Raw genomic sequence first — 25,983 nt, 5'->3', positions numbered from 1 at the left:
AGCAATACATGCACACTTACAAGAAGTTCCTCCTGGCAGCTGCTGCCACGCTGGTAATGTCGGCAAACGCCATGGCCGCAGAAAAACTGCGCATGGGCATCGAAGCCGCCTACCCACCGTTCAACAACAAGGATGCCAGCGGTAACGTGGTTGGTTTCGACAAAGACATCGGCGACGCCCTGTGCGCCAAGATGAAAGTCGAGTGCTCGGTCGTCACCTCCGACTGGGACGGCATCATCCCGGCCCTGAACGCCAAGAAGTTCGACTTCCTGGTGTCGTCGCTGTCCATTACCGACGAGCGCAAACAGGCGGTCGACTTCACCGAACCGTACTACTCGAACAAGCTGCAGTTCATTGCACCGAAGAACGTCGACTTCAAGACCGATAAGGCCTCGCTGAAAGGCAAGGTTATTGGCACCCAGCGCGCCACCCTGGCCGGCACCTACCTTGAAGACAACTTCCCGGGCGTCGACGTCAAGCTGTACGACACCCAGGAAAACGCCTACCTCGACCTGGTCTCCGGCCGCATCGACGGCATCCTGGCCGACAAGTACGTGCAGTACGAGTGGCTGAAGAGCAAAGACGGCTCGAACTTCGAGTTCAAGGGCGAGCCGGTGCTGGACAGCGACAAGATCGGCATCGCCGTGCGCAAGGGTGACACCAAGCTGCGCGACGACCTGAACAAAGCCCTGGCAGAAATCAAGGCCGACGGTACGTACAAGAAGATCAACGACAAGTACTTCCCGTTCAGCATCGAATGATCCGCCCTGACCTGCGCGCCCCTGCGGCGCGCAAGTCCCTAGAATGACCTGCCCAATGAATATCGACCTGCACGGATTCGGTCCGGCCATGATGGCCGGCACCCTGATGACCGTAAAACTGGCGCTTTGCGCCTTGCTGCTGGGCCTGGTTTTGGGCCTGCTTGGCGCCTTGGCCAAGACCTCCCCGATCAAGCCGCTGCAATGGCTTGGCGGCTTCTACTCGACCCTGGTTCGCGGCGTGCCCGAACTGCTGTGGGTTCTGCTTATCTATTTCGGCACCGTCGGGCTGATGAACAGCCTGGGCGAAGCCCTGAACATGCCGGGCCTGGAACTCAGCGCCTTTGCCGCAGGCGTAATCGCCCTGGGCCTGTGCTTTGGCGCCTACGCCACCGAAGTGTTCCGGGGTGCCATTCTGGCGATCCCCAAGGGCCACCGTGAGGCCGGCCTGGCGCTGGGCCTGTCCAAGGGCCGTATCCTGTCACGGATCATCCTGCCGCAAATGTGGCGCATCGCCCTGCCCGGCCTTGGCAACCTGTTCATGATCCTGATGAAGGACACCGCGCTGGTGTCGGTGATCGGCCTGGAAGAAATCATGCGTCACTCGCAAATCGGCGTGACCGTGACCAAAGAGCCGTTCACCTTCTACATGGTTGCGGCTTGCATCTACCTGAGCCTGACCGTTATCGCCATGACCGGCATGCACTTCATGGAAAAACGCGCCGCTCGCGGCTTTGCGAGGGCCGAATAATGAATTGGGAAGTCATCTTAAAATGGCTGCCACGCTTGGCCGAGGGCGCGGTGCTGACCCTGGAGCTGGTGGCCATTGCCGTGGTTGCCGGGTTGATCCTGGCCATCCCGCTGGGTATCGCCCGCTCCTCGCGCCACTGGTACGTGCGCGCAGTGCCGTTCAGCTACATCTTCTTCTTCCGTGGCACGCCGCTGCTGGTGCAGCTGTTCCTGGTCTACTACGGCCTGGCGCAATTCGATGCGGTGCGCGCCAGCGCGCTGTGGCCGTACCTGCGCGATCCGTTCTGGTGCACGGTGCTGACCATGACCCTGCACACCGCCGCGTACATCGCCGAGATCCTGCGTGGTGCGCTGCAGTCCATTCCCAAGGGTGAGATTGAAGCCGCACGGGCGCTGGGCATGTCGCGCGGCAAGGCGCTGTTCTACATCATGCTGCCACGCGCTGCGCGCATCGGCCTGCCAGCGTACAGCAACGAAGTGATCCTGATGCTCAAGGCCAGCGCCCTGGCCAGTACCGTAACCCTGCTGGAACTGACCGGCATGGCCCGTACCATCATTGCCCGCACCTACCTGCCGGTGGAAATCTTCTTCGCTGCCGGGGTGTTCTACCTGGTGATCTCGTTCCTGCTGGTGCAAGGCTTCAAGCTGCTGGAGCGCTGGTTGCGCGTGGATGCCTGCCAAGGGCGCTGACATCTCCTAGCCTTCTTCGCGGGTAAACCCGCTCCTACAACAGGCCGATGCAGAACCGTTGTAGGAGCGGGTTCACCCGCGAAGAGGCCCTAAAACCCACCACACATCTCCCCCATGTCCAGCCACCTCCACAGCCACCACCTAACCCCCCGCTTCCAGGCCCTCGACGAGTTCCTGATCGAGCACCAAAAGCTGTGGAAACCGCGCCCCTTCACCACCCTGCAGCTACCCTGGGAAACCACCCACCCCGAGCTAGCCGCCCACCTGCGCCACTGCTCCCTGGCAGACGCCGAAGCCGACAACACAGCCGCCCCCTTGCCCGCCCCGTTCCCACAACTGGCCCAGCAAGCCCAACAGCTATCCGCCCTCGGCAACCTCCCGGCAACCGACCTGCCGCCCGCTGCCCACCGCCTTGACGTCGCCGTCCCCGGCCGCAAATGGCAACAGATCGAAGCCTTCGCCAGCCACCTGGCCTTCCACGACAAGCCCCGCCACTGGCTGGACTGGTGCTCCGGCAAAGGCCACCTCGGCCGCCGCCTGCTGCAACCCGGCCAACAGCTGACCTGCCTGGAATACGACGCCGAACTGGTCAACGCCGGCCAGGCCCTGAGCGCCCACCACCACCTGCCAGCGCAGCACGTACATCAGGATGTGATGGCCAGCGACAGCGCCCGTCACCTGGACGGCGAAAAGAGCGTGGTCGCCCTGCATGCCTGTGGCGACCTGCATGTGCGCCTGATGCAACTGGCCAGCCAGCAAGGTTGCCGACAACTGGCCGTGGCGCCCTGCTGCTACAACCGCATCGCGGCACAGCACTACCAGCCGTTATCCACAGCAGCGCAGGCATCGGGCCTTCAACTGTCACTGGACGACCTTGGCCTGCCCCTGAGCGAAACCGTCACCGCCGGCGCCCGCGTGCGGCGCCAGCGCGACACCTCGATGGCCCGCCGCCTGGGCTTTGACCTGCTACAACGCCAGCAGCGCCAGACTGACGAATACCTGCCGACCCCGTCGCTGCCGGTGGCCTGGCTGGAGAAGCCTTTCGAGCAATACTGCCGCGACCTGGCTGAACTGAAACAACTGCCACTGAGCGGTAATCAGGACTGGGCAGCACTGGAAGCTGCCGGTTGGCAACGCCTGGCCGAGGTACGCAATCTGGAGCGCGTGCGCAACCTGTTCCGTCGGCCACTGGAGCTATGGCTGGTACTCGATCGCGCCCTGTTCCTCGAAGAACAAGGCTACGACGTTCAGCTGGGGTTGTTTTGCGACTATCCACTGACCCCGCGCAACTTGTTGATCCTTGCTGAACGCGACCGTTAGCCGCAGCACAACCTGTGGATAACTCTGTGAACAAGCTTGTGATTACCTGTTGGTGCCAAGCGCTATTTCAAACGCCTGGCTTATTCCTGCTCGTGGGTCAAGCCCAGTAAAAACAGGCGTTTGCGCAAAGACCAGCGGCGTAGCGATCCGGCATGCCTTTCGCGCAAGACGTCAATGCTACTTGTGCATAAACATTTATTGTGGTGGGCGCAGGAGGCCCTTTCACGATCATTGTAGGAGCGGCCTTGCGTCGCGAAAGGGCTGCAAAGCAGCCCCGGCAATCTCTGCCAAAACGCCAAAACCAGGGGCCGCTGCGCGCCCCATCGCGACACAAGGTTGCTCCCACAGTGGAGGACCGCGTCAGTGCCTAATGCGCCTTGTTCTTGGCAATCTCGATATCGTTCATCAGCGCCTTGGCCATGTCACACAGGTAATCAGCCGCGCCGAGGAATTTATGGTCATCTTCCATATCCCCCTCGCGCACCAGGTGCTTGATGTAGCCCATCAGGATCGACACATGCTCATAGGCAGCATCGACTGGCACGCCGGGTTCTACGCGCAAGAGATTGAGGGATGGGTTGCCGGCGGGGAGGAAGGTTTCCACGCCTGCGGTGGTGATGGGTTCGGGAATATCTTTTTTCATGGCAAAACCTTATTCAGAGAATGGGGCTGCCAGAAATCTTTCTCACGGATTTAGGGTGGCAGCCGTACGCAGGGTGAGAAACCGAGTGAACAAGGAAGCCCGGCCAGGCCGAAGCCTGCCCACGTACGACCACCATTGAGTGGTAGCGCTTATTCAAAGAGGGGTTCTCACACCCGGTCGCCAGAGCGACCCGAAAACGGTATCCGCGAGCCACTTCCCCGACAACAGCGATACTTCGGCGGCGCGCGTAGGATACTTCCGAAGCGTCCAAGCCCTAAAGCTTTCAGACCCCAGGTTCAGAATCTTCGTACGGCTGCTGGCCCCTTCGCGGGTAAACCCGCTCGCACAGCTCCCACACAAATTTCAGATCCTGTAGAGGCCCATGTAGGAGCGGGTTCACCCGCGAAGAGGCCCGACCAGCCAACACAAGGCTAATCCCCGCCCCCCACAACGGTGTATCATCCAACTCCCAAATCATTAAAAAGCGAGTCGCGCGCTGCCTACCAGCCCTGCGACCGTCTGGCGTTGCGCCAGATTCGACACTGGACCCACACCGTGACCCAAGCCAAGCCCCTCGCCCTGCTGACTCTCGCCCTGGCCCTGACCGCCTGCGCCGGCGGCACCTCGCCCCACCCCAACAGCAACCTCGGCTGGAACCACCCCGGCATGCAGCTGGGCGGCGACAACGGCCTGCCCCTGCGCACCGAAACCCCGTGCCGCAAGCGCGGCTGCGACAACGACAAGCTGTTTTTCAACCCAGGCAAAAGCGAGCCAAACGTCAACACCCTCCACCGCGGCTGGTAAGAAAATTCTTCTTTTGGGCCGGTGACTTAGCTCTTTTGCGAACATTCGCAACGAAGTGGTTTACAGGCGCCAAACGATCGCTATAATGACGCCCCATTGCCGGTATAGCTCAGATGGTAGAGCAACTGACTTGTAATCAGTAGGTCCCGGGTTCGATTCCTGGTGCCGGCACCATACGCAGTACTCAAAAGGCTCACCGAAAGGTGGGCCTTTTTTGTTTCCGGTGTCCGTCTCGACCGCCGCCTGACTTCACCTTCACTGCCATAGCGTTCGCCCAATCGCTGCTCAACTTGATTCCGATCAAGTCTGATGCAGGCTTGAGGCATAGCCTGACTCCAGACAACCCTTGAGGGCAGGACACCATGGCCAAGAAATTCCCCACCAACCCCGGCCACCCCGAGCGCATCTGCTGGGGATGCGACCTCTACTGCCCTGCCAAGGCGCTGACCTGTGGCAATGGCGCAGACCGGACCATGCACCCGGTGGAGTTGTTTGGGGAGGATTGGGACAGCTTCGAGGGCCGGCTGGAGAAGCCGATTGCTGCCGACAAATCGCTGAAGCCTGACGACGGCGTAAATGGATGAACCCATTCCCGTCACAAGACAAACGGTCTTTTTATGGACCATATTCAGTCTAAACTAGTTACCACTGAACATGGAGCCAGCCCAATGCGAGTAGAAACGATCAGTTATTTGAAGCGCCATGCTGCGGACCTGGACCTGGAAGAACCCATGGTCGTTACGCAGAACGGCGTGCCCGCCTATGTGGTCGAGTCCTACGCAGATCGTCAACAGCGGGATGAGGCAATTGCCCTGGTAAAGCTGCTTGCCATCGGATCTCGTGAATATGTACAGGGCAAGCACAGCTCGGCAGAAGACCTCAAGACACGTCTGCTGAAGAAATTCTCCGAGGAGTAATGGCTAGCGCATGAATAAACCAGCCATTCGCTTTACCCATTCCGCCTCGCAGAGCATCGAAGACCACGTTCATCACCTGGCCGTCTATCACGGCACGCAAGCAGCCCTGCAGAAAATCACCGCTCTGGTCGACGCGATAGAGAGCCGACTGGCAGCTGCACCGGTTGGTTACCCGGTCAGTCCTCAAGCGAGCGGACTGGGCGTCATGCAATATCGTGAGCTCAATGTCGATGGGTATCGGGTGTTCTACGAAGTGATCGAAACCGACAATGCCATCGTCGTGGAGCTGGTGCTTAGACAAAAGCAGAGTGTCGAGCAAGCGTTGATTCGGTACTGCCTGATCTATCCATTGCTTTGATGGAAAAGGGGCCGCTTTGCGGCCCCAGGGTTTCAGCACAAAAGCACAAATTGGCGGAACTTTGCGCGGCCCCTTATAGGAGCGGCTTTAGCCGCGAACACCGGCAAAGCCGGTACCATTCACCGCATCGCCTGCTTCGCGGGTAAACCCGCTCCTACACTTGGCAGTGTCAGGTCAAAACGCGGTGCTCACCGTCAACGACAGGTTACGCGGATCGCCGTAGATGCCACCGGCATAGAACCCGTACTGGGTGTAGTAGTGCTTGTCGAACAGGTTGTTGGCGTTAAGGGTGACGCTGACGTCATCGGTTACCTGGTACTTGGCCATGGCATTCCAGATGGCATAACCGGACCAGTTCACATCAGTGGCACCGTTGCTCACGCCGTTGGTGGGCTGGCCTGCCGGGCTGGAAATCGCGCGAATGTTGCTTTGCGCCGTCACGCCGGCACCTACGGTCAGGCGGTCGAGCGGGCCGCTCAGGCGGTAGGTGGTCGAGGCCTTGAACAGGTGCGACGGGTCGCTGCGGCCGTCGCTGTCGATGCGGCGGAAGTGCAGGTAGGTGTAGCCGGCGTATACGTTCCAGTTAGGGGTCAAGGCGCCGGCGACTTCCAGGTCGATACCGTCGGTTTCCACGCCCGAGCCGGCCTTGTAGGCGCTGGCACCGGTCGGCGTGGTCAGGTCGCCATCGAGCACGGCCTTGTTTTCCTGCTTGGTGCGGAAGTACGCCGCTGAGGCGTTCAGGCGGCCGTCGAACCACTCGCCCTTGACCCCGGTCTCGTAACTTTGCCCACGAATCGGCTCTACCTTGCTGCCGCTCACGGTTTCCGACGTTTGCGGGGTGAAGATATCGGTGTAGCTGGCGTACAGCGAGTAGTTGTCGTTGAGGTCGTACACCGCACCCAGGTACGGGGTGACAATGCCGTTCTCTTCCTGGCTGCTGCGCTCACCGGCCACGCTGCGGGTAACCGACGAATAGTGGCTGGTGCGCACGCCGACAATCACCGATAACGGGTCGGTAATGCTCAGGCGGGTGGCGGCATACATGCCCTGCAGGCGGGTGGTGGTCTTGCTGTGCAGGCCGGTACGCGAGGCGATGATGTCGTAGTCGTCATCCACGCCATTGTGCCAGTTACTGACCGGGAAGCCGTTGTTGGCGCGGAACTGGCAGCCCAGTGCGGGCGCGCTGGCCATGCCATCGCCAACCATGGTGCAGGTGTATTGCGGCGACCAGCCCACGGTGCGGCTGTCGTTGTAGCCGACCATCGCCTGGTGGGTGCGGCCGAACAGCTGGAATGGGCCGGACAGGTCGATTTGTGCCGACTGCTGGGTGGTGTCGCTGGAGCTGTGCAGGCCGTTCAGCACCGCGCCGCTGCCGTCCTGGTCCCAATAGCCGCCATAGGTACCGCGCCCTGCCGAGTTGACCTTGGCCAGGCCACGGTGGTTGAGGGCTTCGGTGGTGGCCTGGGACGCTTTCAGGTCCAGCGTCCAGTCGTTGTCGAAGCGGTGCTCCAGCGAGCCGAAGGCGGTACGGGTGGTGTACTCACCGAAGCTCCAGCTGGGCACCACGTTGGTGCTGCGTGGCAGGTCGGTCTTGCTGCCGTCGCGGTACCACAGCGGGATATTCGCACCCCAGCCGCCACCGACCACCTTGTTGTATTCGTACTGGTAGCCGGCACCGAGTGTGGTGGCGTCGTCCAGGTCGAACTGGAAATTGGCCAGCGCTGCGCGGGAACGCTCGGACTGGTTGTCGCGGAATGAGTTGGCGTCCTGCTGGGTCATCACGAAGCGCGAGCGCAGGCGGCCATCTTCGGACAGCGGCAAGTTCAGGTCAGCGCCCAGGCGGCGCTTGTCCCAACTGCCGTAGGTGGCATAGGCGCTGCCGCCGAAAGTTTTGGTCGGTGCCTTGCGGATCAGGTTGACGGTGGCCGAGGGGTCGCCGGTGCCGCCCAGCAGGCCGTTGGCACCGCGCACGATGTCGATGCGCTCGTACAGGTCCATGTTCAGCGCGTTGCCGCTGCCGCTGAAGTCGGAACCGCCCTGGGTCTGCAGGCCATCGACCTTCCAGTTGCTGATCGAGTAGCCACGGGCACGGTAGTCGGTACGCCCGCCCACCTCGGACTTGTTGGCGGTAACACCCGGCGTGGTTTCCAGCGCCTGCTCGATGGTGTGGATGCCGCGGTCTTCCATCTGTTGGCGGGTGATGGTGGTGACCGACTGCGGCGTCTGCCGGGGGGTCAGGTTCAGGCCGGTGGAACTGCGGGTGCTTTCGACTGTGTAGCCGATCTGGCCGGTATCGTCAGCAGACGGCAAGGCGCTGTCTTCGATCTGCGTGGCATCCAGCTCCAGCGGCTTGCTGTCTGCCGCCATGGCACCGCCGCTGATGGCGACCGCAACGCAGAAGGCGAGTGGCTTGAGGCGGCTACCGCCTCGGGTGACAAAGGTGGACGTGTTCGAGTTACTGGTGAAGTTCATTTGGGAAGGCTTCGTATTTGCAGTTGATTTTTTGTTAGGATTCTAGGGATCGGCCCTCCCCGCTCCAGACCCCACATGTACGGGGATGTAATTGAACGTAATGAGCGCCACCGGCCCTCACCCGACAGGTGTTTTTCCGCATGAGCACGACCCTGCTGGTCGTCGACGATGACGACGAGATCCGCGAACTTCTTTGTGATTACCTTGCAGACGCTGGCTACAACGTGCTTGCCGCTGCCGACGGGGAGCAGATGCGTGAGCAGCTGGCCCGGCACAAGGTGGAGCTGGTGGTGCTCGACCTGATGCTGCCTGGCGAGGACGGCCTGAGCCTGTGTCGCCAGTTGCAGGCCACCCCCGGGCTGGCGGTGATCATGTTGTCGGCCAAGGGCAGCACGCTGGACCGCATCATCGGCCTGGAAGTGGGTGCCGACGACTACTTGGCCAAGCCCTTCGAGCCACGCGAGCTAATTGCCCGGATCAAGGCCGTGCTGCGCCGCCCGCAGCGCCTGAATACCCCCACCGAAGAACCCGTGGCGGTCGATGCGCAGCTGTTCGCAGGCTTTCGCCTGGAACATATCAAGCGCCTGCTCACCCGCCCCGATGGCCAGACCCTGACCCTGCCGCGCTCCGATTACCGGGTACTGCGCGAACTGCTGGAAGCCAACAACCGCGTGGTCTCCCGCGACCAGCTGACGCGCAGTGCGTTCGGCCGCGACCACCTGCCCGATGACCGCTCGGTGGACATGTGCGTCAGCCGCCTGCGCCAACACCTGCGCCGCGCACCCGCAGGCGCCGCGCAAATCCTCACCATCCGCAACGAGGGCTACCTGCTGACTATCGACCACCACGAGGCCGATGCCTGAGATGCGATGGCTTCGCCGGCTGTGGCCGCGCACCTTGTTTGGCCAGTTGCTGCTGATCATGGTCAGCGGCACGCTGGTGATCCAGTTGATGTCGAGCAGCATCTGGTTCGATGTGCGCTTTGCCCAGGTGCTCGAAGCCCCGGTGCGGCTGATCGCTGCGCGCAGTGCACCGCTGATTGCCCAGGCCGACTGCCACGCCGGGACGCTGCAGGTGCCAGCCCACTATCAACTGCGCTGCGCCGAAAGCCTGCCCACGTCGCAGCACGACGAGCGTCGTGGTCGCAGGCGCGTTGAATTGCTGTTGCAGCAGGCCCTCAAGTACGAGCTGGGGCATGCCCAGGAGGTGCGCCTGATAAAGGTGCAACTGACCGACGAACTGGGCCAGCCGATTGTCTGGCGTAGCCTGTTCGGCCTGCGCACGGCGCAGGCTCATATTCAGTTCGCGGTGCCGATGGCCGATGACCACTGGCTGACCATCGATGGCCAGGAGCTGCAAGGCTGGAGCGGTGAGTCGGCCTGGGTACTGATCAGTGATTACCTGTTGCGGGTGTATGCCCTGCGGATTGTCGCGGTATTGCTGGTGTGCCTGATTGCCGTACGCCTGTGCCTGCGCCCGTTGCGGCGCCTGGCCGATGCGGCACGTGGCCTGGGCGGCAACCTTGAGCAGCCGCCGCTGGCGCTGGATGGCCCGGAGGAAGTACGCCAGGCGGCCCAGGCCTTCAACGCCATGCAGCAGCGGCTGATTGCCATGGTCAACGACAAGGCCTATTTCCTCGCCGCCGTGTCCCACGACCTGCGCACCCCGCTCACCCGCATGCGCCTGCGCCTGGAGCGCCTGCCCGACGACGAGCACCGCCAGCGCCTGCGGCAGAACATCACGCAGATGGACGACATGATCGGCCAGGTGCTCGATTACCTGCGCGCAGGTGAGCAGCAAAATTTGCAGCAGGTAGACCTGGACCGGCTGGTGGCACGCCAGTGCGCGGACTTGGCCACCGCCGAAGAGCCATTACCGCTGCACGGCCAGGCGGGCAGCTTGCGGGTCGATGCGTTGCTGTTGCAGCGCTGCCTGCAGAACTTGCTGGTCAATGCATTGCGCTATGCCAGGGATGTTTCGGTCACACTAGAGCGGGCCACCACGGGGGTGTTCATCCATATCGATGACCGCGGGCCGGGGATTGCACCCGGTTTGCTGGCGACCATTACCGACCCCTTCGTGCGTGGTGAAGGGTCGCGCAACCAGGCGTCCGGGGGGTATGGGCTGGGGTTAAGCATTGTCCAGCGGATTGCTACCAGCCATGGCGGTGAGCTGATGCTGACGAACCGCGAGGGCGGGGGGTTGCGGGTTAGCGTATTGCTACCCCGCTAAGCCTTTGCGCGGCCCCCTGTAGGAGCGGCCTTGTGTCGCGATGGGCTGCGCAGCAGCCCCCGGATTTCAGCGTCACAGCGAAGATTGCTGGGGCTGGCTGCGCAGCCCATCGCGACACAAGGCCGCTCCTACAGGCGACCGCGCGCGGGCTTCAAGGCATTGTGAAGGCTTGGAAATAGATATTCACGTAACAGTCTTTTACCGATTACCCAGGTTTTCCCCTCCCCGCCTTTGCCTATCCTATGCCCGGTCATCCTGCCTGCGATGGACCCATGAAACACTCTCTACCCAGCCGCTATGCCTGCCTCGTTACCTGCCTCGTATTCACCTTCGCCAGCCTGCCGCTGCTGCCTCAGCATGCCTGGTTGTGGCCGCTGACGCTGATCACTGCATTGCTCAGCCTGGTTGGCCTCAATGACCTGCGCCAAAGCCACCATGCCGTACGGCGCAACTATCCGATCCTGGGCAACATCCGCTACCTGATCGAAACCATCCGCCCGGAAATCCGTCAATACCTGATCGAAGGCGACGACGACAAGCTGCCGTTCTCTCGCTCGCAACGCTCGCTGGTCTACGCCCGCGCCAAGAACGAAAGCGCCGAGAAAGCCTTCGGCACGCTCAACGACGCCTACAAGCCCGGCTTCGAGTTCATCAGCCATTCCATGCTGCCGGTGGCCACGCCAGACCCTGCCTCGTTCCGTATCGCCATTGGCGGGCCGCAATGCCGCCTGCCCTACTCGGCCTCGATCTTCAACATCTCAGCCATGAGTTTCGGCGCCCTCAGCGCCAACGCCATCGCCGCCCTCAACCGCGGCGCCCGCATGGGCCGCTTTGCCCATGACACCGGTGAAGGCAGCATCAGCCCTTACCACCGTGAACACGGCGGCGACCTGATCTGGGAAATCGGCAGTGGCTACTTCGGCTGCCGTACCGAGGACGGCCGCTTCGACCCGCAGCGCTTTGCCGAACAGGCGCGCTCGCCGCAGGTGAGGATCATCGAGATCAAGCTCAGCCAGGGTGCCAAGCCGGGCCACGGCGGCATCCTGCCGGGGCATAAGGTCAGCCCCGAAATCGCCCAGACCCGTGGCGTGCGCGTGGCTGAGGACTGCATCTCGCCGGCGGCGCACAGTGCCTTCCGCACACCAGTCGAATTGCTACAGTTCGTTGCCAGTCTGCGCGAGCTGTCGGGCGGCAAGCCGGTGGGCTTCAAGTTCTGCCTGGGCCACCCGTGGGAGTTCATGGGCATAGCCAAGGCCATGCTGGCCACCGGCATCACCCCGGACTTCATCGTGGTCGACGGCAAGGAAGGCGGTACCGGCGCAGCGCCCCGCGAGTTCAGCGACAACATGGGCGTACCGATGCGCGAAGGCCTGATGTTCGTCCACAACACCCTGGTCGGCCTGAACCTGCGCTCGAGTATCCGCATTGGCGCGGCGGGCAAGATTGTCAGCGCCTTCGACATTGCCAGCGTGCTGGCCATCGGCGCGGACTGGGTCAACTCGGCGCGCGGCTTCATGTTCGCCATTGGCTGCATTCAGTCGCAGAGCTGCCACACCAACAAGTGCCCGACCGGCGTGGCCACGCAAGATCCATTGCGCCAGCGGGCGCTGGTGGTGCCGGACAAGGCTGAACGGGTTGCCAGCTTCCATCGCAATACGTTGCACGCGTTGGCCGAAATGCTGGCCGCTGCAGGCCTGGAGCACCCGTCCGAGCTCAAGCCCAAGCACCTGGCACGGCGTATCAGCCCCAGCGAGATCGGCTTGTTTTCGGACTTGCACACGTTCCTCAAGCCGGGTGAATTGCTCAGTGGCTCGATTGAAAGCGAGTTTTATGCGCGGATGTGGCGGATGGCGCGTAGTGACAGCTTTGCGCCGGAGACAGGCAAGGGAGAGGTGAAGGTTGCAGAGGTGCGGCGTAGGGCAGTGGAACCGGCGTAAAGGCAAGGGCCGCGTTGCGGCCCATTCGCGGGGCAAGCCCGCTCCCACAGAGTGGAATGCAATCCCTTGTAGGAGCGGCCTTGCGTCGCGATGGGCTGCAAAGCAGCCCCCTAGGCCATCAGATCAGAATCAGAAGATGCTGATCGGGTACTCGACGAATACGCGGACTTCGTTGCCGTCGTCGTTGTAACCGTTCTGCTGCACGGCGTTGTTGGTACGCACGAACGAGCTACGCAGCTTGATCGACAGGTCCTTGGCCGGGCCGTCCTGCACCACGTAACGCACCTGGTTGAAGATCTCGCGCTCTTTACCTTCGCCGAAGCCCTGCGGGTTGGCATTGTTGCGGGTGTTGATGTTGTCACCCACCACGTAGGCCAGCTTGTAGGTCAGGCCAGGGATGCCGTAGGCACCGAAGTCCAGGCCGTAGCCCAGCTGCCAGGAGCGCTCGTCTTCGGCGTTGAAGTCGGACCAGTACGAGTTGGCCAGGTAGATGGTCGAACCACCGTCACCCACGCCACCCTGGTTCTGGTACCAGCCGTAGTTGTAGCCGGTGCTGCCAGTGCTGCGCTGGTGGGCGAGGGTGAACGAGTGCGGACCGTACGCGTAGGTGGCCGCCAGGCTCCAGATGGTGTTGGAGTCGCCGTTCAGGCCTGCAGCCTTGACGTACTTGTTGTTGATGTCCGACTTGTAGCCGTTGAAATCCAGGGTCAGGGACTGGTCGCTGGCAATCGGGAAGACGTAGTTCAAGCCCAGGTAGTGCTTGCGCATCACGTCTTCGTTGTCTGCGGTGTACAACGAACCGGTGAAGTTGTCGGTGAACTTGTAGCTACCGCCGAGCACGTTGATCGACTTCAGGCCACCACCGTCACGGCGCTCGGCGCTCTTGCGCGCTTCCTGGGTGAAGCGGCCGGCGTTCAGTTCCAGGCCCTGGATCTCTTTCGAGGTGATCAGGGTACCGGTGAAGCTTTCTGGCAGCAGACGCGCGTCATCGTACTGCAGCACTGGCAGTGCCGGCATCTGGTCACCGTACTTGAGCACGGTGTTGGAGATGCGGAACTTCACAGCGGCGCCGCCACGGGCCAGGTTATGCGGCGAGCTGGCGTTTCCGTCGGCATTGGTGGTTTCGTGCGGCTTGAAGAAGTCGACACCTGCGCCACCGTTGTGGCCCTTGCCGCCATCAAGGCGCAGGGCGTACAGGCCGAATGCGTCGACACCGACGCCGACGGTGCCTTGGGTGAAGCCAGAGGAGAAGTTGCCGATGACAGCCTGGCCCCATTCGATCTGGTCGTCGGTGCCGTGCTTCTTGTCACGGTTGATGTAGGCGTTGCGCAGAAGGACGTTGGCGTGGCTGTCCTCGATGAAGCCCTTGCTTTCGGCCTGGTCATTGGCCTGTGCCTGGGTCGCGGCGATCATCGCCAGGGCGACCAGGCTGATCCTGGTTTTCAACATGTTGTTTTCCTTATTTCTTAATCAAAAACGCTCTGCAATATGACGCCAGGAACCAACGCCCCTTCGTAGGTTCGACGCTATGCGGATCCAGACTTGAAGGCCTGCCGGTAACTGCACGGCGGCCTCTGGCAACAGCATGGCCAAAGGTATTGGCCAGCAGGCGTTGGCCGAATCCTAGCCGTGTGCGATTACAAATGTCAAAAACTCGTGAAATGCAGGTTGATATAACCAAAATAACCGGCGTATCTGGTGCATTTCCATGTAGCTTTGCGCTATCAGCGGGCAATTTATCTTGTGTAGGAAATAGCCTTTTGATCGAACGGACAATTTTCCTGTGCGCACCCGTCTGCGCCGGCGGCCGTTACAAAGGGATACATATGTAAAGACAACCCTTTACAAATAGCCAAGCCAGAGCAAATAGCAAGCATTACCATTCGCACCTCTTTTCTATCTTCCCGGTCCGGATGTTTCCATGCTTGTGCCCTGCCGCCTTTCACCCCTGACGCTTGGCCTGTCGCTGCTGTTCAGCGCCACCCTGGCCAGTGCCGCCACCACCACCTTGCCTGAGTTATCGGTAACCGCCGACAGCGAGCGCGAAAAGGACAACCCGCAGGTCAAGGAAGTGAGCACAGCCACCCGCACCTCGACGCCTTTGCGGTATGTACCCCAGGCCATCGACACGGTGAAGACTGTCAATGTGCTGGACTACGGCAGCAACACCCTGAGCAAGGCGCTGGAGGGCATTCCCAACGTCAGCAGCGGCGCCGATACCCGCTTCGACAGCGTGCGCATTCGCGGCTTCGAGGCCAGCAACGACTTCTACCTGGACGGCATTCGCGACGACAGCCAGTACATCCGTGACCTGCACAACATCGAGCGGGTCGAGGTGCTGAAGGGCCCGGCTGCGGTGCTGTATGGCCGCGGCAGCCAGGGCGGTCTCGTCAACCGGGTCAGCAAGGCACCAGAGCATGGCCGCCGCTCGAGCATCGAGGCACAGGCCGGCAGCGAAGACCTGCGCAGCCTGTATGCCGACCTCAGCGCCGACCCTAGCGACACGGTCAGCCTGCGCCTGAACATGGGCAACCAGGACAACAACAGCTTCCGCGACGGCATCGACGGCAGCCGCCAGTTGTTCGCCCCATCGGTCAGTTGGCAGATCAACCCCGACCTGAACTGGCTGGTGCAATACGAATACAGCCGCTACAACCGCACCCCGGACCGCGGCATCCCCGGGGTCAACGGCCGCCCGGCCGACGTCAGCCGCAGCACCACCTATGGCGACCAGCGCGACTACATTGACGACCGCGCCCAGTCGCTGCGCTCGCGCCTGAACTACCAGCTGAACGAAACCTGGCAGCTGCGCCATACCCTGGGCCTGTTCAAGCTCGACAGCGAGTTCGACAACACCTATGTCGTGGGCTACAACGCCGACAACAATAGCCTGACCCGCCAGCGCTGGCAGCAGGACCTGAACACCCGCAACCTGTTCAACAACCTGGAGGCCGAGGGTGACTTCGATACCTTGGGCCTGGAGCACAAGCTGTTACTGGGCCTGGAGTTCGGCAACCAGAAGCGTGACCCGGTGTTGTACCGCGCGCCAGAGCAGCGGCTGTCAGGCCTGGGTAAACCCGGTCGCGACCAGCAACACCCTGGCATACCGGCATTGTTCAGTGACAACCACACCGTGGTCGACAGCCGTGGCCTTTACCTGCAAGACCAGATCCGCCTGAACGATCAGTGGCAGATCCTTGCCGGCGTGCGCTTCGACCAGTTCGAAGTGGAAAGCACAAACAATCTGCGCAACCTGTCCGAGAAACAGGACAGCAATAGCACCAGCCCGCGCCTGGGCGTGGTCTACACACCGTGGCGCGACCATTCGTTCTACGCCTCGTGGAGCAAGACGTTTTCGCCGGTGGGCGGCGGCCTGATCGGCATCACCCCTGGGGCAACGGGCAACGCCAACGAAACCAAGCCGGAAGAAACCCGGCAGAAGGAAATCGGCGTGAAAAGCGACTGGCTCGACCAGCGCCTGACCACCACCCTGGCCATCTACGAGCTGGAGTTGTACAACCGCCGTACCCGCGACCCGATAATCCCGGAAAACATACTGCTGAGTGGCTTGCAGCGCTCACGCGGCATCGAGCTGACGGCTACCGGCAATATCGTCGGCAACTGGTATGTGCGCGGCGGCATCGGCCTGCAGGACGCCACCATCGTCAAGGACAACAACGGCCAGGAAGGCAACCGCATCAATGACGTGGCCAAGCGCAACGCCAGTCTGTTCGTGACCTGGAAGCCGGAGCTGGGCTGGTATGCCGAAACCGGCCTGACCCTGGTGGGTGAGCGTTATGCGGACAACCAGAACACCACGGTGTTGCCGGGGTATGGCCGTTGGGATGCGCTGGCGGGGTACCGCACCCATGACTGGGATGTGCGGGCGGCGTTGAGCAACATTGCCGACAAGACCTACTACAGCTCGGCGACCAGTGCGGCGCAGATCATGGTGGGCGACCCGCGTAGCCTGGTGGTGACGGGTAGTTACAGCTTCTGATTTTTGTTGCCTGTGCCGGCCTCTTCGCGGCTGAAGCCGCTCCTACAGGGATACCACAGGGTTCGAGACATGTGGTGTCCCTGTGGGAGCGGCTTTAACCGCGAAGAGGCCGCTACAGGTGTAATCAATCAGTGCCACACCGCCATCAGCGCCTGCATTTCTGCTTCGCTGATCAGCCCTTGGGGGTAGCGTCCGGCAAGCAGACGTCGTGGGTCGGTCGTCCTGACCCTGATGCTTCCATGCTGTTTCAACCACGTCGCCACAAGCCTGAGCGATGGGTGATCTACTGCCGATGGGCGCAAAGCCGACTCACTTGCTGCGTTCATTTCTACACGTACTCCCTGGCCCGTGAGCGGCTAAATCTACGTAAGTAGTGTTACAGATAAGAGAGCCCGGCCTGGCCGGGCTATCTATTTGAAAAACAATACAAAACATATGCCATACCAGGCCGCCGGACGTCGCCCGAAAAAAAAGCCCGTCACAAGACGGGCCTTTTCATTCGTGACGCGCTCAGCGCTTGACCGGCGCCGGCTGCTGCTGGGTCAGGCAGTGGATGTTGCCACCACCCAGCAACAGTTCGCGCCCCGGGATCATCACTACCTCGTGGTCGGGGAAGATCTTCGCCAGGATCGCTCTGGCTTCGGCATCTGCCGGGTCGTCGAAGCTTGGCGCGATGATGCCGCCGTTGACGATCAGGAAGTTCACGTAGGAACCTGCCAAACGCACCGATGGGTCGCGCTCCTGGCTGCCGGCCACCTGGTCGACACCGTCGCACTCTTCGGCAGTGGCAAACAGCGGCCCCGGGATCGGCATCTTGTGCACGATGAACTGACGGCCCTTGGCATCGCGGGTGTTCTTCAACACCTCCATGGCCGCGTGGCAGCGCGCATAGTTGGGGTCGTTGGAATCATCGGTCCAGGCCAGTAACACTTCGCCAGGGCGCACGTAACAGCAGAAGTTGTCGACGTGGCCGTCGGTTTCGTCGTTGTACAGGCCGTCCGGCAACCACACCACGGTATCGACCGCCAACTGGTCACGCAGCACCGCTTCGATCTGCTCGCGGTTCAGGTGCGGGTTACGGTTACGGTTGAGCAGGCATTCCTCGGTGGTGATCACCGTGCCTTCACCGTCCACGTGGATCGAGCCGCCTTCGAGCACGAAACCTTCGGTGTGGTAGCGCTGGCAGCGCTCCATTTCCAGCACCTTGGCAGCCAGTTCCTCGTCGCGGTTCCACGGCGCGTACAGGCCGCCATCGAAGCCGCCCCAGGCATTGAAACCCCAGTCCACGCCGCGTACTTCACCCTGGTCGTTGATGACAAAGGTCGGGCCGGTGTCGCGCACCCAGGCGTCGTCGTTGCTGATTTCGACCACACGAATGTTCGGCTGGTCGAGCTGGCGACGGGCATTTTCGTATTGGCCAGCAGAAACCGCAACGGTAACCGGCTCAAAGCGGGCAATGGCCTTGGCCAGGGTTACATGAGCAGCCTGCGCCGGCTTGCCGCCCAGGCGCCAGTTGTCCGAACGCTCCGGCCAGACCATCCACACCTGGGTTTGCGGGGCCCACTCGGCGGGCATGTGGAAACCATCGGCACGGGGCGTGGAATTGAGGGTTTTCATGGGAGACCTCTGTGATGGCCCTGAGCCGGCGTCTGCCAAGGGCGTTGATCAGTTGGATAACAATCCGGTGTGACAGTTCTGGAGGGTACGATACCCCTATTTCAGCCAACTTATAACCGATATGTATCGACATAAACAAGCTTAAAAATTCTGAATCCGTGGAAAAGTGCGACATAAAGCCGATATCAATCCGAGTAACGACCTGACTCAGCAGCACTGCGATGATTTTTGCCTACTGTCGCCCGTAACGACAGGCTAGGCTGCAGAGACCTGCACATGGAATTTTCAGAGGCGTCCCGATAATGCGCATACTCATCACAGGCGGCGCTGGCTTCATTGGCTCAGCCCTGGTACGCCACCTGATCGCCCACACCGGGCATGAGGTGCTCAACCTCGACAAGCTGACCTACGCCGGCAACCTCGAGTCGCTGCACAGTGTTGCCAGCAACAGCCGCTATGAATTCGTCCAGGCCGACATTGCTGATACGGACACCGTCAGTGCAGTGCTTGAACGCTTTCAACCCGATGCGATCATGCACCTGGCGGCCGAATCGCATGTAGACCGATCGATCGACGGACCGGCGGCCTTTATCCAGACCAATATCGTCGGGACCTATGCCCTGCTGGAGGCGACGCGCGCCTGGTGGAGCCAGCTCCCGGACGCCAGGCGTACCGCGTTTCGCTTTCACCATATTTCCACTGACGAGGTGTATGGCGACCTGCATGGCGCCGACGACTTGTTCCGCGAGACTACGCCCTATGCGCCCAGCTCGCCCTATTCGGCCAGCAAGGCGGCTTCGGACCATCTGGTCCGCGCCTGGCATCGCACCTATGGCCTGCCGGTGCTGGTCACCAATTGCTCGAACAACTATGGCCCCTATCACTTCCCCGAAAAGCTGATCCCGCTGGTGATCCTCAATGCCTTGGCAGGCAAACCGCTACCGGTTTACGGCAACGGCCAGCAGGTGCGTGACTGGCTGTTCGTCGAGGACCACGCCCGGGCGTTACTGGAAGTGGCCACCCGAGGCCAGGTCGGCGAGACCTACAATATCGGCGGCCACAACGAACAGAAGAACCTCGATGTGGTGCATGCGATCTGCGCCTTGCTTGAAGAGCTGGCACCGCAACGGCCGGCCGGCGTGGCCCGCTACGCAGACCTGATTACCTACGTGCAGGACCGCCCTGGCCATGATCTGCGCTATGCCATCGACGCCGGCAAGATCGAGCGTGAACTAAGCTGGGTACCGCAGGAAACCTTCGCCAGCGGCCTGCGCAAGACGGTGCAGTGGTACCTGGCCAACCTGGAGTGGTGCCGCCACGTCCAGGATGGCAGTTATCAAGGTGAACGACTGGGCAACAACAACCTCAAGGAGCTTATTGCATGACCAAGGGCATCGTCCTTGCCGGAGGCTCCGGCACCCGTCTGCACCCTATCACCCTAGGTGTGTCCAAACAGTTGCTGCCGATCTACGACAAGCCGATGATCTACTACCCGCTGTCTGTACTGATGCTCGCCGATATCCGTGAAATCCTGCTGATTTCCACCCCGCAGGACCTGCCCCAGTACCGCCAGCTGTTCGGTGATGGCAGCCAGTTCGGCGTCCACATCAGCTACGCCGAGCAACCTTCACCAGACGGGCTGGCTCAGGCATTCCTGATTGGTGAGCAATTCATCGGCGACGACTCGGTGTGCCTGATCCTCGGCGACAACATCTTCCACGGTCAGAGCTTCACCGAACAATTGCAACGGGCGGTCAGCCATGCCAGCGGGGCAACGGTATTCGGGTATTGGGTCAAGGACCCGGAACGCTTCGGCGTGGTCGAGTTCGACGAACAGGGCCACGCCCTTTCAATCGAAGAAAAGCCCCTGCAACCCAAGTCCAGCTACGCGGTGACCGGCCTATACTTCTACGACAACGATGTGGTCGAGATTGCCAAGGGCATCCGCCCCTCAGCCCGTGGCGAGCTTGAAATCACCGACGTGACCAATGCCTACCTCAAGCGTGGCGACCTGCGCGTGGAACGTTTCGGGCGCGGCTTCGCGTGGCTTGATACCGGCACCCATGAAAGCCTGCTGGATGCCTCGCAGTACGTTCAAACCATCGAAAACCGCCAGGGCCTGAAAGTGGCGTGCCTGGAGGAAATTGCCTTCAACAAGGGCTGGATCACCCGCGACCAGCTATTGGCCAAGGCCGAGAAACTGAAAAAGACCGGCTACGGCCAGTACCTGGGCAAACTGGCCAACGAAACGACATGAACATCATCCCGACCAAAATCCCCGACGTACTGATCATAGAGCCCAAGGTTTTCGGCGACAGCCGCGGCTTTTTTTTCGAAGCGTTCAATGCCCGTGACTTCAAGCAGCACACTGGCGTTGACGCGCACTTTGTCCAGGACAACCACTCACGCTCGGTCAAAGGCGTGCTGCGTGGCCTGCACTACCAGGTGGAAAACACCCAAGGCAAGCTGGTGCGCGTGGTGCAGGGCGAGATCCGCGACATCGCCGTGGATGTGCGCAAGCGCTCGCCCACCTTCGGCCAATGGGTAGCGATAAACCTGTCGGCCGACAACCGCCGCCAGCTGTGGATTCCACCCGGGTTCGCCCATGGCTTTGCCGTCATGAGCGAGTCGGCCGAGTTCTTATACAAGACCACCGATTACTACAACCCGAGTGCAGACCGCTGCATCCGCTGGGATGACCCTGAACTGGCGATCGACTGGCAGCTGGATGCGCCACCGCTGCTGTCCGAAAAAGACAAACTCGGCGTACCGTTCAGCAAGGCTCAAGCGCTGCCATGAAGATTCTCGTCTGCGGCCACAACGGCCAGGTCGCGCAGGCCTTGCAGAAGCACTTGGCAGGCTTGGGCGAGTTGCATGTGCTGGGTCATCAGCAACTGGACCTGGCAGCACCCGAAAGGTTGCGTACAACACTGCGACAGCTCGCCCCCGAGCTGATCATCAACGCGGCCGCCTATACGGCCGTGGACCAGGCAGAGCAAGAGCCGGAGCGGGCCTTTGCCATCAATGCCGATGGCCCTCGCGTGCTCGCCGAAGAAGCGGCAAGGCTCGACGCGCCGTTGATTCACTTTTCTACCGACTATGTCTTCGATGGCGACAAGCCCACGCCCTATACCGAAAACGATGTGCCCAACCCTTTGAGCGTCTACGGCCAAAGCAAGCTGGCCGGGGAGCGGGCAATTGCCGCCGTTGCCGGAAAACACCTAACCCTGCGTACCAGCTGGGTTTACTCGCAATACGGGCGCAACTTTCTGCTGACCATGCAGCGCCTGCTGCAGGAAAAGCCCCAGTTGCGCGTAGTCGACGACCAGATAGGTGCCCCGACCTGGGCCACAACCCTCGCCACCAGCACCCGCACGCTGATCGAGCGCTGGCAGTCCGGTGAGGCGGGGGCATGGGGTACGTATCACCTGACGGCGCAAGGCGCGACTTCCTGGTTCGGCTTCGCCCAGGCGATCGGCGAACATTTGAAGGCCCGGGGCCAGCCCTGCGCCGAGCTGCTTCCTATCCCGTCCAGCGAGTACCCCACGCCTGCCCGCAGGCCGCTCAACTCGAGGCTGGACTGCTCGCGCCTGGCCCATGAGTGGCAAATCAGCCTGCCGCACTGGCAGCAAGCGCTGAGTGATTGCCTCAAGTAGCGCATAATTGCGTCAGACTCTTCTGGCGCTTTTACGTGATGATTGCAAAACCCACGCCCCCACGCCGTCCCCGCTGGCGCAGCCTGGCCCTGTTGGCCCTGTGCCTTGCCCCGCTCCTGTGGCCGCTGCATCATTTGGCCGAACGCTATTACCAGGAAGAGCTGGCCTCGCAGAACCGCCAGACCCTCGACCTGTACGTGGCCAACCTGCTCGGCACCCTGCACCGCTACGAAACCTTGCCGCAGATCCTCGGCGACCTGCCGGCATTGCGTGGCGTGCTGGCCGACCCGCTCCGCCTGGAGGCGGTAACCAACGCCAACCGCCTGCTCAAGGGTATCGTGCAGCAGACCGGTGCCGAGGTGATGTACCTGATGGATGTCAGCGGCAACACCCTGGCGGCCTCCAACTGGGACAAGCACGACAGCTTCGTCGGGCGCAATTTTGCCTTCCGCCCTTACTTCAACGAAGCCATGGCCGGCCATCTGGGCCGCTTTTTCGGCCAAGGCACCACCTCGGCCAAGCGCGGCTACTTCTTTGCCGCCGCCGTACGCGACCGCGAGCGCCTTGTCGGCGTGCTGGTGGTCAAGGTCGACCTCGACCACACCGAAACCCTGTGGGGCCGTACCCCCGAGCAGCTGTTGCTGACCGACCACAATGGCGTGGTCATTCTTACTTCGCGGCCCGACTGGCGCTTCCGTGCCACCCGGGTGCTGAGCGAGGCCGAGCGCCAGGCAATCATTGCCATCCAGCCCTACCCGACCCAAGCCCCGCAACCGCTGGTGCTCAACCCGGACGCCTGGATCACCCAGACCCGCGACATCAAGGAAACCGGTTGGCAAGTCAGCATCCTCGCCCCGCGCACCCTGGTCGACCGTTCGGTGCAAACGGTGATGGCCATCGGCGCCGGCACCTTGCTGGTGGTCATGCTGCTGGCCGGGCTGGTGATGCAGCGGCGCCGCCATTACATCGACCGCATCGGCCTTGAAGCCCGCGGCCGCCAGGAGCTGGAAAAGCGCGTGGCGGAACGGACCGCCGACCTCGAAGGCCTCAATACCCGCCTCAAACGCGCCGTACTCGAGCGTGAAAACGCCCAGCAAGAGGCGGTGCGCGCCCAGGACGAACTGGTGCAGGCCGGCAAGCTGTCGGTACTCGGCACCATGTCGGCGAGTATCAGCCACGAGCTCAACCAGCCGCTGGCAGCCATTCGCAGCTACGCGGAAAACGCCGAGATACTGCTCGACCACCAACGCACCGAAGACGCCCGCGGCAACCTCAAGCTGATTGGCGAGCTGACCGGGCGCATGGCCTCGATCATCGCCCACCTGCGCGCCTTTGCCCGCCGCGACCGCCATGCCCCGGAAAGCGTGGCCCTGCAGCCTGCCCTGGACGATGCTCTGGCGCTGTTGGCCAAGCGGCGCCGGGCAATGGCCGTTGAGCTGATCCGCGACCTGCCGGAAGCCACCCTGTGGGTGCAAGCCGGCGAAACCCGCCTGCGCCAGGTGCTGGGCAACCTGCTGGCCAATGCCCTCGACGCCCTCACCGAGAAAGCCAACCCGCGCCGCCTGTGGCTAAGTGCCGAGCGGCGCGACGAGTGCGTCTACCTGTACATCCGCGACAACGGCCCCGGTTTCAGCCGCCAGGCCCTGGAGCACGCCAAGGAGCCGTTCTTCACCACCAAGACCCGCACCCAGGGCCTGGGCCTGGGGTTGGCCATCTGCGAAAGCCTGATGCGCGCGCTGGGCGGTGAGCTGCTGCTGGCCAACCACCCGGAAGGTGGCGCCCTGCTCACCCTGCAGCTACGTGTAGCCGCGCCTGGCGCTACTTTGCCCAATTCGGAGGACCCCTCGGCATGACCACCGAGACACAGATCGACAGCCACGCCCAGGTCATCCTGGTCGATGACGACCCGCACCTGCGCCAGGCCCTGAGCCAGACCCTGGACCTGGCCGGGCTGAAAGTGGTCGCGCTCGCCGATGCCCAAGGCCTGGCCGAACGGATCGAGGCCGACTGGCCCGGCGTGGTGGTCAGCGATATCCGCATGCCCGGCATCGATGGCCTGCAGCTGCTGGCGCAACTGCACGGCCGCGACAGCGAGCTGCCGGTGCTGCTGATCACCGGCCACGGCGATGTCCCGTTGGCCGTGCAAGCGATGCGCGCCGGGGCTTATGACTTTCTTGAAAAACCCTTTGCCACCGACGCCCTGCTCGACAGCGTGCGCCGCGCCCTGGCCCTGCGCCGCCTGGTACTGGACAACCGCAGCCTGCGCCTGGCCCTGAGTGACCGTCAGCAGCTGGCCACGCGCCTGGTCGGCCAGTCGCCGTCCATGCAGCGCTTGCGCGAGCAGATCGGCGCCTTGGCCGGTACCCGCGCCGATGTGCTGATTCTGGGTGAAACCGGCGCCGGCAAAGAGGTGGTGGCCCGTGCCCTGCACGACCTGTCGAGCCGCCGCGAGGGGCCGTTCGTGGCGATCAACGCCGGGGCGCTGGCCGAGTCGGTAGTGGAAAGCGAGTTGTTCGGCCATGAGCCTGGCGCGTTCACGGGGGCGCAGAAGCGCCGCATCGGCAAGTTCGAGTTCGCCAACGGTGGCACGCTGTTCCTCGACGAAATCGAGAGCATGAGCCTGGATGTGCAGGTGAAGCTGCTGCGCATGCTGCAGGAGCGGGTGGTCGAACGCCTGGGTGGCAACCAGTTGATCCCGCTCGACATCCGCATCATTGCCGCAACCAAGGAAGACCTGCGCCAGTCTGCCGACCAAGGGCGCTTCCGCGCCGACCTGTATTACCGCCTGAACGTCGCGCCGCTGCGTATTCCGCCGCTGCGCGAGCGTGGCGATGACATTTTGGTGTTGTTCCAGCACTTTGCCGACGCCGCCAGCCAGCGCCACGGCCTGTCACCGCATGTGCTGCAGCCGGCCCAGCGGGCCATGCTGTTGCGCCACGACTGGCCAGGTAACGTACGCGAGCTGCAGAACGCTGCCGAGCGTTTCGCCCTGGGCCTGGAGCTGGCCCTGGACGGCCAGGCGCCGCCAGCACCCGCTGCTGCGGTGCCGATGCTGAGCGGCAACCTGAGCGAACAGGTCGAGCAGTTCGAACGCTCGCTGATCGCCGCCGAACTGGCCCAGCCACACAGTTCCATGCGCAGCCTGGCCGAAGCGCTGGGCATCCCCCGCAAGACCCTGCACGACAAGCTGCGCAAGCACGGCTTGAGCTTCGACGGCGGCAGCGGCGGGCATGACGATCAAGAGGACCACCGTTGATGGGCACCGAAAGCCAATACCTGCAGGCCGTACTGCACAGCGACATCCCCCTGACCCGCGAAATGGGCCTGGAAGTGATCGATTGGCAGCAGTACACCCTGCGCCTGCAATTGCCGCTGGCGGCCAACGTCAACCACAAGAGCACCATGTTTGGCGGCAGCCTGTACTGCGCGGCGGTGCTGGTGGGCTGGGGCTGGTTGCACCTGCGCCTGCGTGACCAGGGGATCGATGACGGGCATATCGTCATTCAGGAAGGGCAGATCAGTTATCCACTGCCGGTTACCGGTACGGCGGTGGCACGCTGTGCGGCACCGGACGAAAAGGCCTGGGAAAGGTTCCTGAACATGTACCAGCGGCGCGGGCGGGCGCGGTTGACGCTGGAGACCACGGTGAGCAATGCCGGGAGTGATGAGCCGGCGGTTACCTTCAGCGGCCAGTACGTGCTGCACCGCTGAAAACGAAGGCTGTCGCGATCCCTGTAGGAGCGGCCTTGTGTCGCGATCGGGCCGCAAAGCGGCCCCAGGGTTTCAGCTCCGCCGCCGAAATTGCCGGGGCCGCGTTGCGGCCCGATCG

24 protein-coding genes and 1 tRNA gene are annotated in these 25,983 nt (G+C 62.3%); 20 read left to right on the top strand and 5 right to left on the bottom strand.

Annotated features, from left to right (window positions below; all coding sequences use genetic code 11):
- Positions 1–8: 8 nt before the first annotated feature.
- The 4 genes from ACI2KG_RS07205 (at position 9) to ACI2KG_RS07190 (ending at position 3,518) form a co-directional block, all read left to right on the top strand.
- Entirely contained in the window at positions 9–761 is a 753-nt protein-coding gene (locus ACI2KG_RS07205) for an ABC transporter substrate-binding protein (RefSeq protein WP_404661382.1), read from the top strand.
- A gap of 55 nt (positions 762–816) precedes the next feature.
- The gene (locus ACI2KG_RS07200) at positions 817–1,509 is read left to right on the top strand and encodes an ABC transporter permease (RefSeq protein WP_201203345.1); all 693 of its coding nucleotides are present in this window, start codon (positions 817–819) and stop codon (positions 1,507–1,509) included.
- The gene (locus ACI2KG_RS07195; protein WP_404661381.1) at positions 1,509–2,198 is read left to right on the top strand and encodes an ABC transporter permease; all 690 of its coding nucleotides are present in this window, start codon (positions 1,509–1,511) and stop codon (positions 2,196–2,198) included. Before ACI2KG_RS07200 ends, ACI2KG_RS07195 begins: the two co-directional genes overlap by 1 nt.
- 114 nt (positions 2,199–2,312) lie before the next feature.
- Positions 2,313–3,518 (top strand): methyltransferase, encoded by a 1,206-nt coding sequence (locus ACI2KG_RS07190; RefSeq protein ID WP_404661380.1) that lies wholly within the window; start codon positions 2,313–2,315, stop codon positions 3,516–3,518.
- Between the two features lie 367 nt (positions 3,519–3,885).
- On the opposite strand, the gene ACI2KG_RS07185 is transcribed toward ACI2KG_RS07190, so the two are convergent.
- Complete coding sequence (locus ACI2KG_RS07185; protein ID WP_404661379.1) at positions 3,886–4,161, bottom strand: DUF3077 domain-containing protein; 276 nt, start codon at positions 4,159–4,161, stop codon at positions 3,886–3,888.
- 555 nt (positions 4,162–4,716) lie between these two features.
- Between ACI2KG_RS07185 and ACI2KG_RS07180 the strand changes: the two genes are divergently transcribed.
- The 5 genes from ACI2KG_RS07180 to ACI2KG_RS07160 all read left to right on the top strand — a co-directional run bounded on the left by ACI2KG_RS07180 (position 4,717) and on the right by ACI2KG_RS07160 (position 6,240).
- Complete coding sequence (locus tag ACI2KG_RS07180; protein WP_404661378.1) at positions 4,717–4,965, top strand: hypothetical protein; 249 nt, start codon at positions 4,717–4,719, stop codon at positions 4,963–4,965.
- A gap of 98 nt (positions 4,966–5,063) precedes the next feature.
- Positions 5,064–5,139 (top strand) — tRNA-Thr (locus tag ACI2KG_RS07175).
- 188 nt (positions 5,140–5,327) lie between these two features.
- Positions 5,328–5,549, top strand: a complete 222-nt coding sequence (locus ACI2KG_RS07170) for a DUF3079 domain-containing protein (protein WP_404661377.1) — start codon at positions 5,328–5,330, stop codon at positions 5,547–5,549.
- An 84-nt stretch (positions 5,550–5,633) separates the two neighbouring features.
- Positions 5,634–5,882 (top strand): type II toxin-antitoxin system Phd/YefM family antitoxin, encoded by a 249-nt coding sequence (locus ACI2KG_RS07165; protein WP_404661376.1) that lies wholly within the window; start codon positions 5,634–5,636, stop codon positions 5,880–5,882.
- A 10-nt stretch (positions 5,883–5,892) separates the two neighbouring features.
- Positions 5,893–6,240 (top strand): type II toxin-antitoxin system RelE/ParE family toxin, encoded by a 348-nt coding sequence (locus tag ACI2KG_RS07160; RefSeq protein WP_404661375.1) that lies wholly within the window; start codon positions 5,893–5,895, stop codon positions 6,238–6,240.
- A gap of 174 nt (positions 6,241–6,414) precedes the next feature.
- Here ACI2KG_RS07160 and ACI2KG_RS07155 read toward each other — a convergent pair whose 3' ends face one another.
- Positions 6,415–8,712: a TonB-dependent siderophore receptor gene (locus ACI2KG_RS07155; protein WP_404661373.1), complete on the bottom strand. Its 2,298-nt coding sequence runs from the start codon at positions 8,710–8,712 to the stop codon at positions 6,415–6,417.
- A gap of 140 nt (positions 8,713–8,852) precedes the next feature.
- Between ACI2KG_RS07155 and ACI2KG_RS07150 the strand changes: the two genes are divergently transcribed.
- From ACI2KG_RS07150 to ACI2KG_RS07140, 3 genes are all read left to right on the top strand, one after another.
- Positions 8,853–9,575, top strand: coding sequence for a response regulator (locus ACI2KG_RS07150; RefSeq protein WP_404661372.1), 723 nt, complete (start codon positions 8,853–8,855; stop codon positions 9,573–9,575).
- 1 nt (position 9,576) lies between these two features.
- A complete protein-coding gene (locus tag ACI2KG_RS07145) occupies positions 9,577–10,944 on the top strand; it encodes an ATP-binding protein (RefSeq protein ID WP_404661403.1) in 1,368 nt (455 codons plus the stop codon).
- A gap of 272 nt (positions 10,945–11,216) precedes the next feature.
- The gene (locus tag ACI2KG_RS07140; protein ID WP_404661371.1) at positions 11,217–12,881 is read left to right on the top strand and encodes an FMN-binding glutamate synthase family protein; all 1,665 of its coding nucleotides are present in this window, start codon (positions 11,217–11,219) and stop codon (positions 12,879–12,881) included.
- Positions 12,882–13,010: 129 nt separating this feature from the next.
- Here ACI2KG_RS07140 and ACI2KG_RS07135 read toward each other — a convergent pair whose 3' ends face one another.
- On the bottom strand, positions 13,011–14,330 hold the full coding sequence (locus tag ACI2KG_RS07135) for an OprD family porin (protein WP_404661370.1): 1,320 nt from the start codon (positions 14,328–14,330) through the stop codon (positions 13,011–13,013).
- Positions 14,331–14,802: 472 nt separating this feature from the next.
- Between ACI2KG_RS07135 and ACI2KG_RS07130 the strand changes: the two genes are divergently transcribed.
- On the top strand, positions 14,803–16,881 hold the full coding sequence (locus ACI2KG_RS07130) for a TonB-dependent receptor (protein ID WP_404661369.1): 2,079 nt from the start codon (positions 14,803–14,805) through the stop codon (positions 16,879–16,881).
- 128 nt (positions 16,882–17,009) lie between these two features.
- Here ACI2KG_RS07130 and ACI2KG_RS07125 read toward each other — a convergent pair whose 3' ends face one another.
- Positions 17,010–17,207 carry a hypothetical protein gene (locus ACI2KG_RS07125; protein WP_400616760.1) on the bottom strand — a complete coding sequence of 66 codons (198 nt, stop codon included), beginning with the start codon at positions 17,205–17,207 and terminating at the stop codon, positions 17,010–17,012.
- 184 nt (positions 17,208–17,391) lie between these two features.
- Positions 17,392–18,498 carry an agmatine deiminase gene (aguA, locus tag ACI2KG_RS07120; protein WP_404661368.1) on the bottom strand — a complete coding sequence of 369 codons (1,107 nt, stop codon included), beginning with the start codon at positions 18,496–18,498 and terminating at the stop codon, positions 17,392–17,394.
- 302 nt (positions 18,499–18,800) lie between these two features.
- Here aguA and rfbB point away from each other — a divergent pair, with 302 nt between their 5' ends.
- From rfbB to ACI2KG_RS07085, 7 genes are read left to right on the top strand one after another with little or no spacing between them, the layout of a single operon-like run.
- The gene (gene rfbB / locus ACI2KG_RS07115; protein WP_404661367.1) at positions 18,801–19,883 is read left to right on the top strand and encodes a dTDP-glucose 4,6-dehydratase; all 1,083 of its coding nucleotides are present in this window, start codon (positions 18,801–18,803) and stop codon (positions 19,881–19,883) included.
- The gene (gene rfbA / locus ACI2KG_RS07110) at positions 19,880–20,755 is read left to right on the top strand and encodes a glucose-1-phosphate thymidylyltransferase RfbA (RefSeq protein WP_404661366.1); all 876 of its coding nucleotides are present in this window, start codon (positions 19,880–19,882) and stop codon (positions 20,753–20,755) included. Before rfbB ends, rfbA begins: the two co-directional genes overlap by 4 nt.
- Positions 20,752–21,297 carry a dTDP-4-dehydrorhamnose 3,5-epimerase gene (gene rfbC / locus ACI2KG_RS07105; RefSeq protein ID WP_404661365.1) on the top strand — a complete coding sequence of 182 codons (546 nt, stop codon included), beginning with the start codon at positions 20,752–20,754 and terminating at the stop codon, positions 21,295–21,297. Before rfbA ends, rfbC begins: the two co-directional genes overlap by 4 nt.
- Positions 21,294–22,154, top strand: coding sequence for a dTDP-4-dehydrorhamnose reductase (gene rfbD, locus ACI2KG_RS07100; RefSeq protein ID WP_404661364.1), 861 nt, complete (start codon positions 21,294–21,296; stop codon positions 22,152–22,154). The genes rfbC and rfbD overlap by 4 nt, the downstream gene beginning before the upstream one ends.
- 38 nt (positions 22,155–22,192) lie before the next feature.
- Positions 22,193–24,007, top strand: coding sequence for an ATP-binding protein (locus tag ACI2KG_RS07095; RefSeq protein WP_404661363.1), 1,815 nt, complete (start codon positions 22,193–22,195; stop codon positions 24,005–24,007).
- Complete coding sequence (locus tag ACI2KG_RS07090; protein ID WP_404661362.1) at positions 24,004–25,410, top strand: sigma-54-dependent transcriptional regulator; 1,407 nt, start codon at positions 24,004–24,006, stop codon at positions 25,408–25,410. Before ACI2KG_RS07095 ends, ACI2KG_RS07090 begins: the two co-directional genes overlap by 4 nt.
- On the top strand, positions 25,410–25,865 hold the full coding sequence (locus ACI2KG_RS07085) for a YiiD C-terminal domain-containing protein (protein WP_404661361.1): 456 nt from the start codon (positions 25,410–25,412) through the stop codon (positions 25,863–25,865). The genes ACI2KG_RS07090 and ACI2KG_RS07085 overlap by 1 nt, the downstream gene beginning before the upstream one ends.
- The last annotated feature ends 118 nt before the right edge of the window (positions 25,866–25,983 follow it).

Origin of the sequence: Pseudomonas sp. NPDC089407 (assembly GCF_044900445.1) — a bacterium.
In the GTDB taxonomy this organism is placed as follows: domain Bacteria; phylum Pseudomonadota; class Gammaproteobacteria; order Pseudomonadales; family Pseudomonadaceae; genus Aquipseudomonas.
The sequence above is the reverse complement of the archived record's forward strand: the minus strand, read 5'-3'. Positions and strand labels throughout refer to the sequence as shown.

Excerpts from the sequence above, each read along its gene's own strand:
- ACI2KG_RS07205 (WP_404661382.1), top strand. The coding sequence starts at position 9 with ATGCACACTTACAAGAAGTTCCTCCTGGCAGCTGCTGCCACGCTGGTA.
- ACI2KG_RS07200 (WP_201203345.1), top strand. The coding sequence starts at position 817 with ATGAATATCGACCTGCACGGATTCGGTCCGGCCATGATGGCCGGCACC.
- ACI2KG_RS07195 (WP_404661381.1), top strand. The coding sequence starts at position 1,509 with ATGAATTGGGAAGTCATCTTAAAATGGCTGCCACGCTTGGCCGAGGGC.
- ACI2KG_RS07190 (WP_404661380.1), top strand. The coding sequence starts at position 2,313 with ATGTCCAGCCACCTCCACAGCCACCACCTAACCCCCCGCTTCCAGGCC.
- ACI2KG_RS07185 (WP_404661379.1), bottom strand. The coding sequence starts at position 4,161 with ATGAAAAAAGATATTCCCGAACCCATCACCACCGCAGGCGTGGAAACC.
- ACI2KG_RS07170 (WP_404661377.1), top strand. The coding sequence starts at position 5,328 with ATGGCCAAGAAATTCCCCACCAACCCCGGCCACCCCGAGCGCATCTGC.
- ACI2KG_RS07165 (WP_404661376.1), top strand. The coding sequence starts at position 5,634 with ATGCGAGTAGAAACGATCAGTTATTTGAAGCGCCATGCTGCGGACCTG.
- ACI2KG_RS07160 (WP_404661375.1), top strand. The coding sequence starts at position 5,893 with ATGAATAAACCAGCCATTCGCTTTACCCATTCCGCCTCGCAGAGCATC.
- ACI2KG_RS07155 (WP_404661373.1), bottom strand. The coding sequence starts at position 8,712 with ATGAACTTCACCAGTAACTCGAACACGTCCACCTTTGTCACCCGAGGC.
- ACI2KG_RS07150 (WP_404661372.1), top strand. The coding sequence starts at position 8,853 with ATGAGCACGACCCTGCTGGTCGTCGACGATGACGACGAGATCCGCGAA.
- ACI2KG_RS07145 (WP_404661403.1), top strand. The coding sequence starts at position 9,577 with ATGCGATGGCTTCGCCGGCTGTGGCCGCGCACCTTGTTTGGCCAGTTG.
- ACI2KG_RS07140 (WP_404661371.1), top strand. The coding sequence starts at position 11,217 with ATGAAACACTCTCTACCCAGCCGCTATGCCTGCCTCGTTACCTGCCTC.
- ACI2KG_RS07135 (WP_404661370.1), bottom strand. The coding sequence starts at position 14,330 with ATGTTGAAAACCAGGATCAGCCTGGTCGCCCTGGCGATGATCGCCGCG.
- ACI2KG_RS07130 (WP_404661369.1), top strand. The coding sequence starts at position 14,803 with ATGCTTGTGCCCTGCCGCCTTTCACCCCTGACGCTTGGCCTGTCGCTG.
- ACI2KG_RS07125 (WP_400616760.1), bottom strand. The coding sequence starts at position 17,207 with ATGAACGCAGCAAGTGAGTCGGCTTTGCGCCCATCGGCAGTAGATCAC.
- aguA (WP_404661368.1), bottom strand. The coding sequence starts at position 18,498 with ATGAAAACCCTCAATTCCACGCCCCGTGCCGATGGTTTCCACATGCCC.
- rfbB (WP_404661367.1), top strand. The coding sequence starts at position 18,801 with ATGCGCATACTCATCACAGGCGGCGCTGGCTTCATTGGCTCAGCCCTG.
- rfbA (WP_404661366.1), top strand. The coding sequence starts at position 19,880 with ATGACCAAGGGCATCGTCCTTGCCGGAGGCTCCGGCACCCGTCTGCAC.
- rfbC (WP_404661365.1), top strand. The coding sequence starts at position 20,752 with ATGAACATCATCCCGACCAAAATCCCCGACGTACTGATCATAGAGCCC.
- rfbD (WP_404661364.1), top strand. The coding sequence starts at position 21,294 with ATGAAGATTCTCGTCTGCGGCCACAACGGCCAGGTCGCGCAGGCCTTG.
- ACI2KG_RS07095 (WP_404661363.1), top strand. The coding sequence starts at position 22,193 with ATGATTGCAAAACCCACGCCCCCACGCCGTCCCCGCTGGCGCAGCCTG.
- ACI2KG_RS07090 (WP_404661362.1), top strand. The coding sequence starts at position 24,004 with ATGACCACCGAGACACAGATCGACAGCCACGCCCAGGTCATCCTGGTC.
- ACI2KG_RS07085 (WP_404661361.1), top strand. The coding sequence starts at position 25,410 with ATGGGCACCGAAAGCCAATACCTGCAGGCCGTACTGCACAGCGACATC.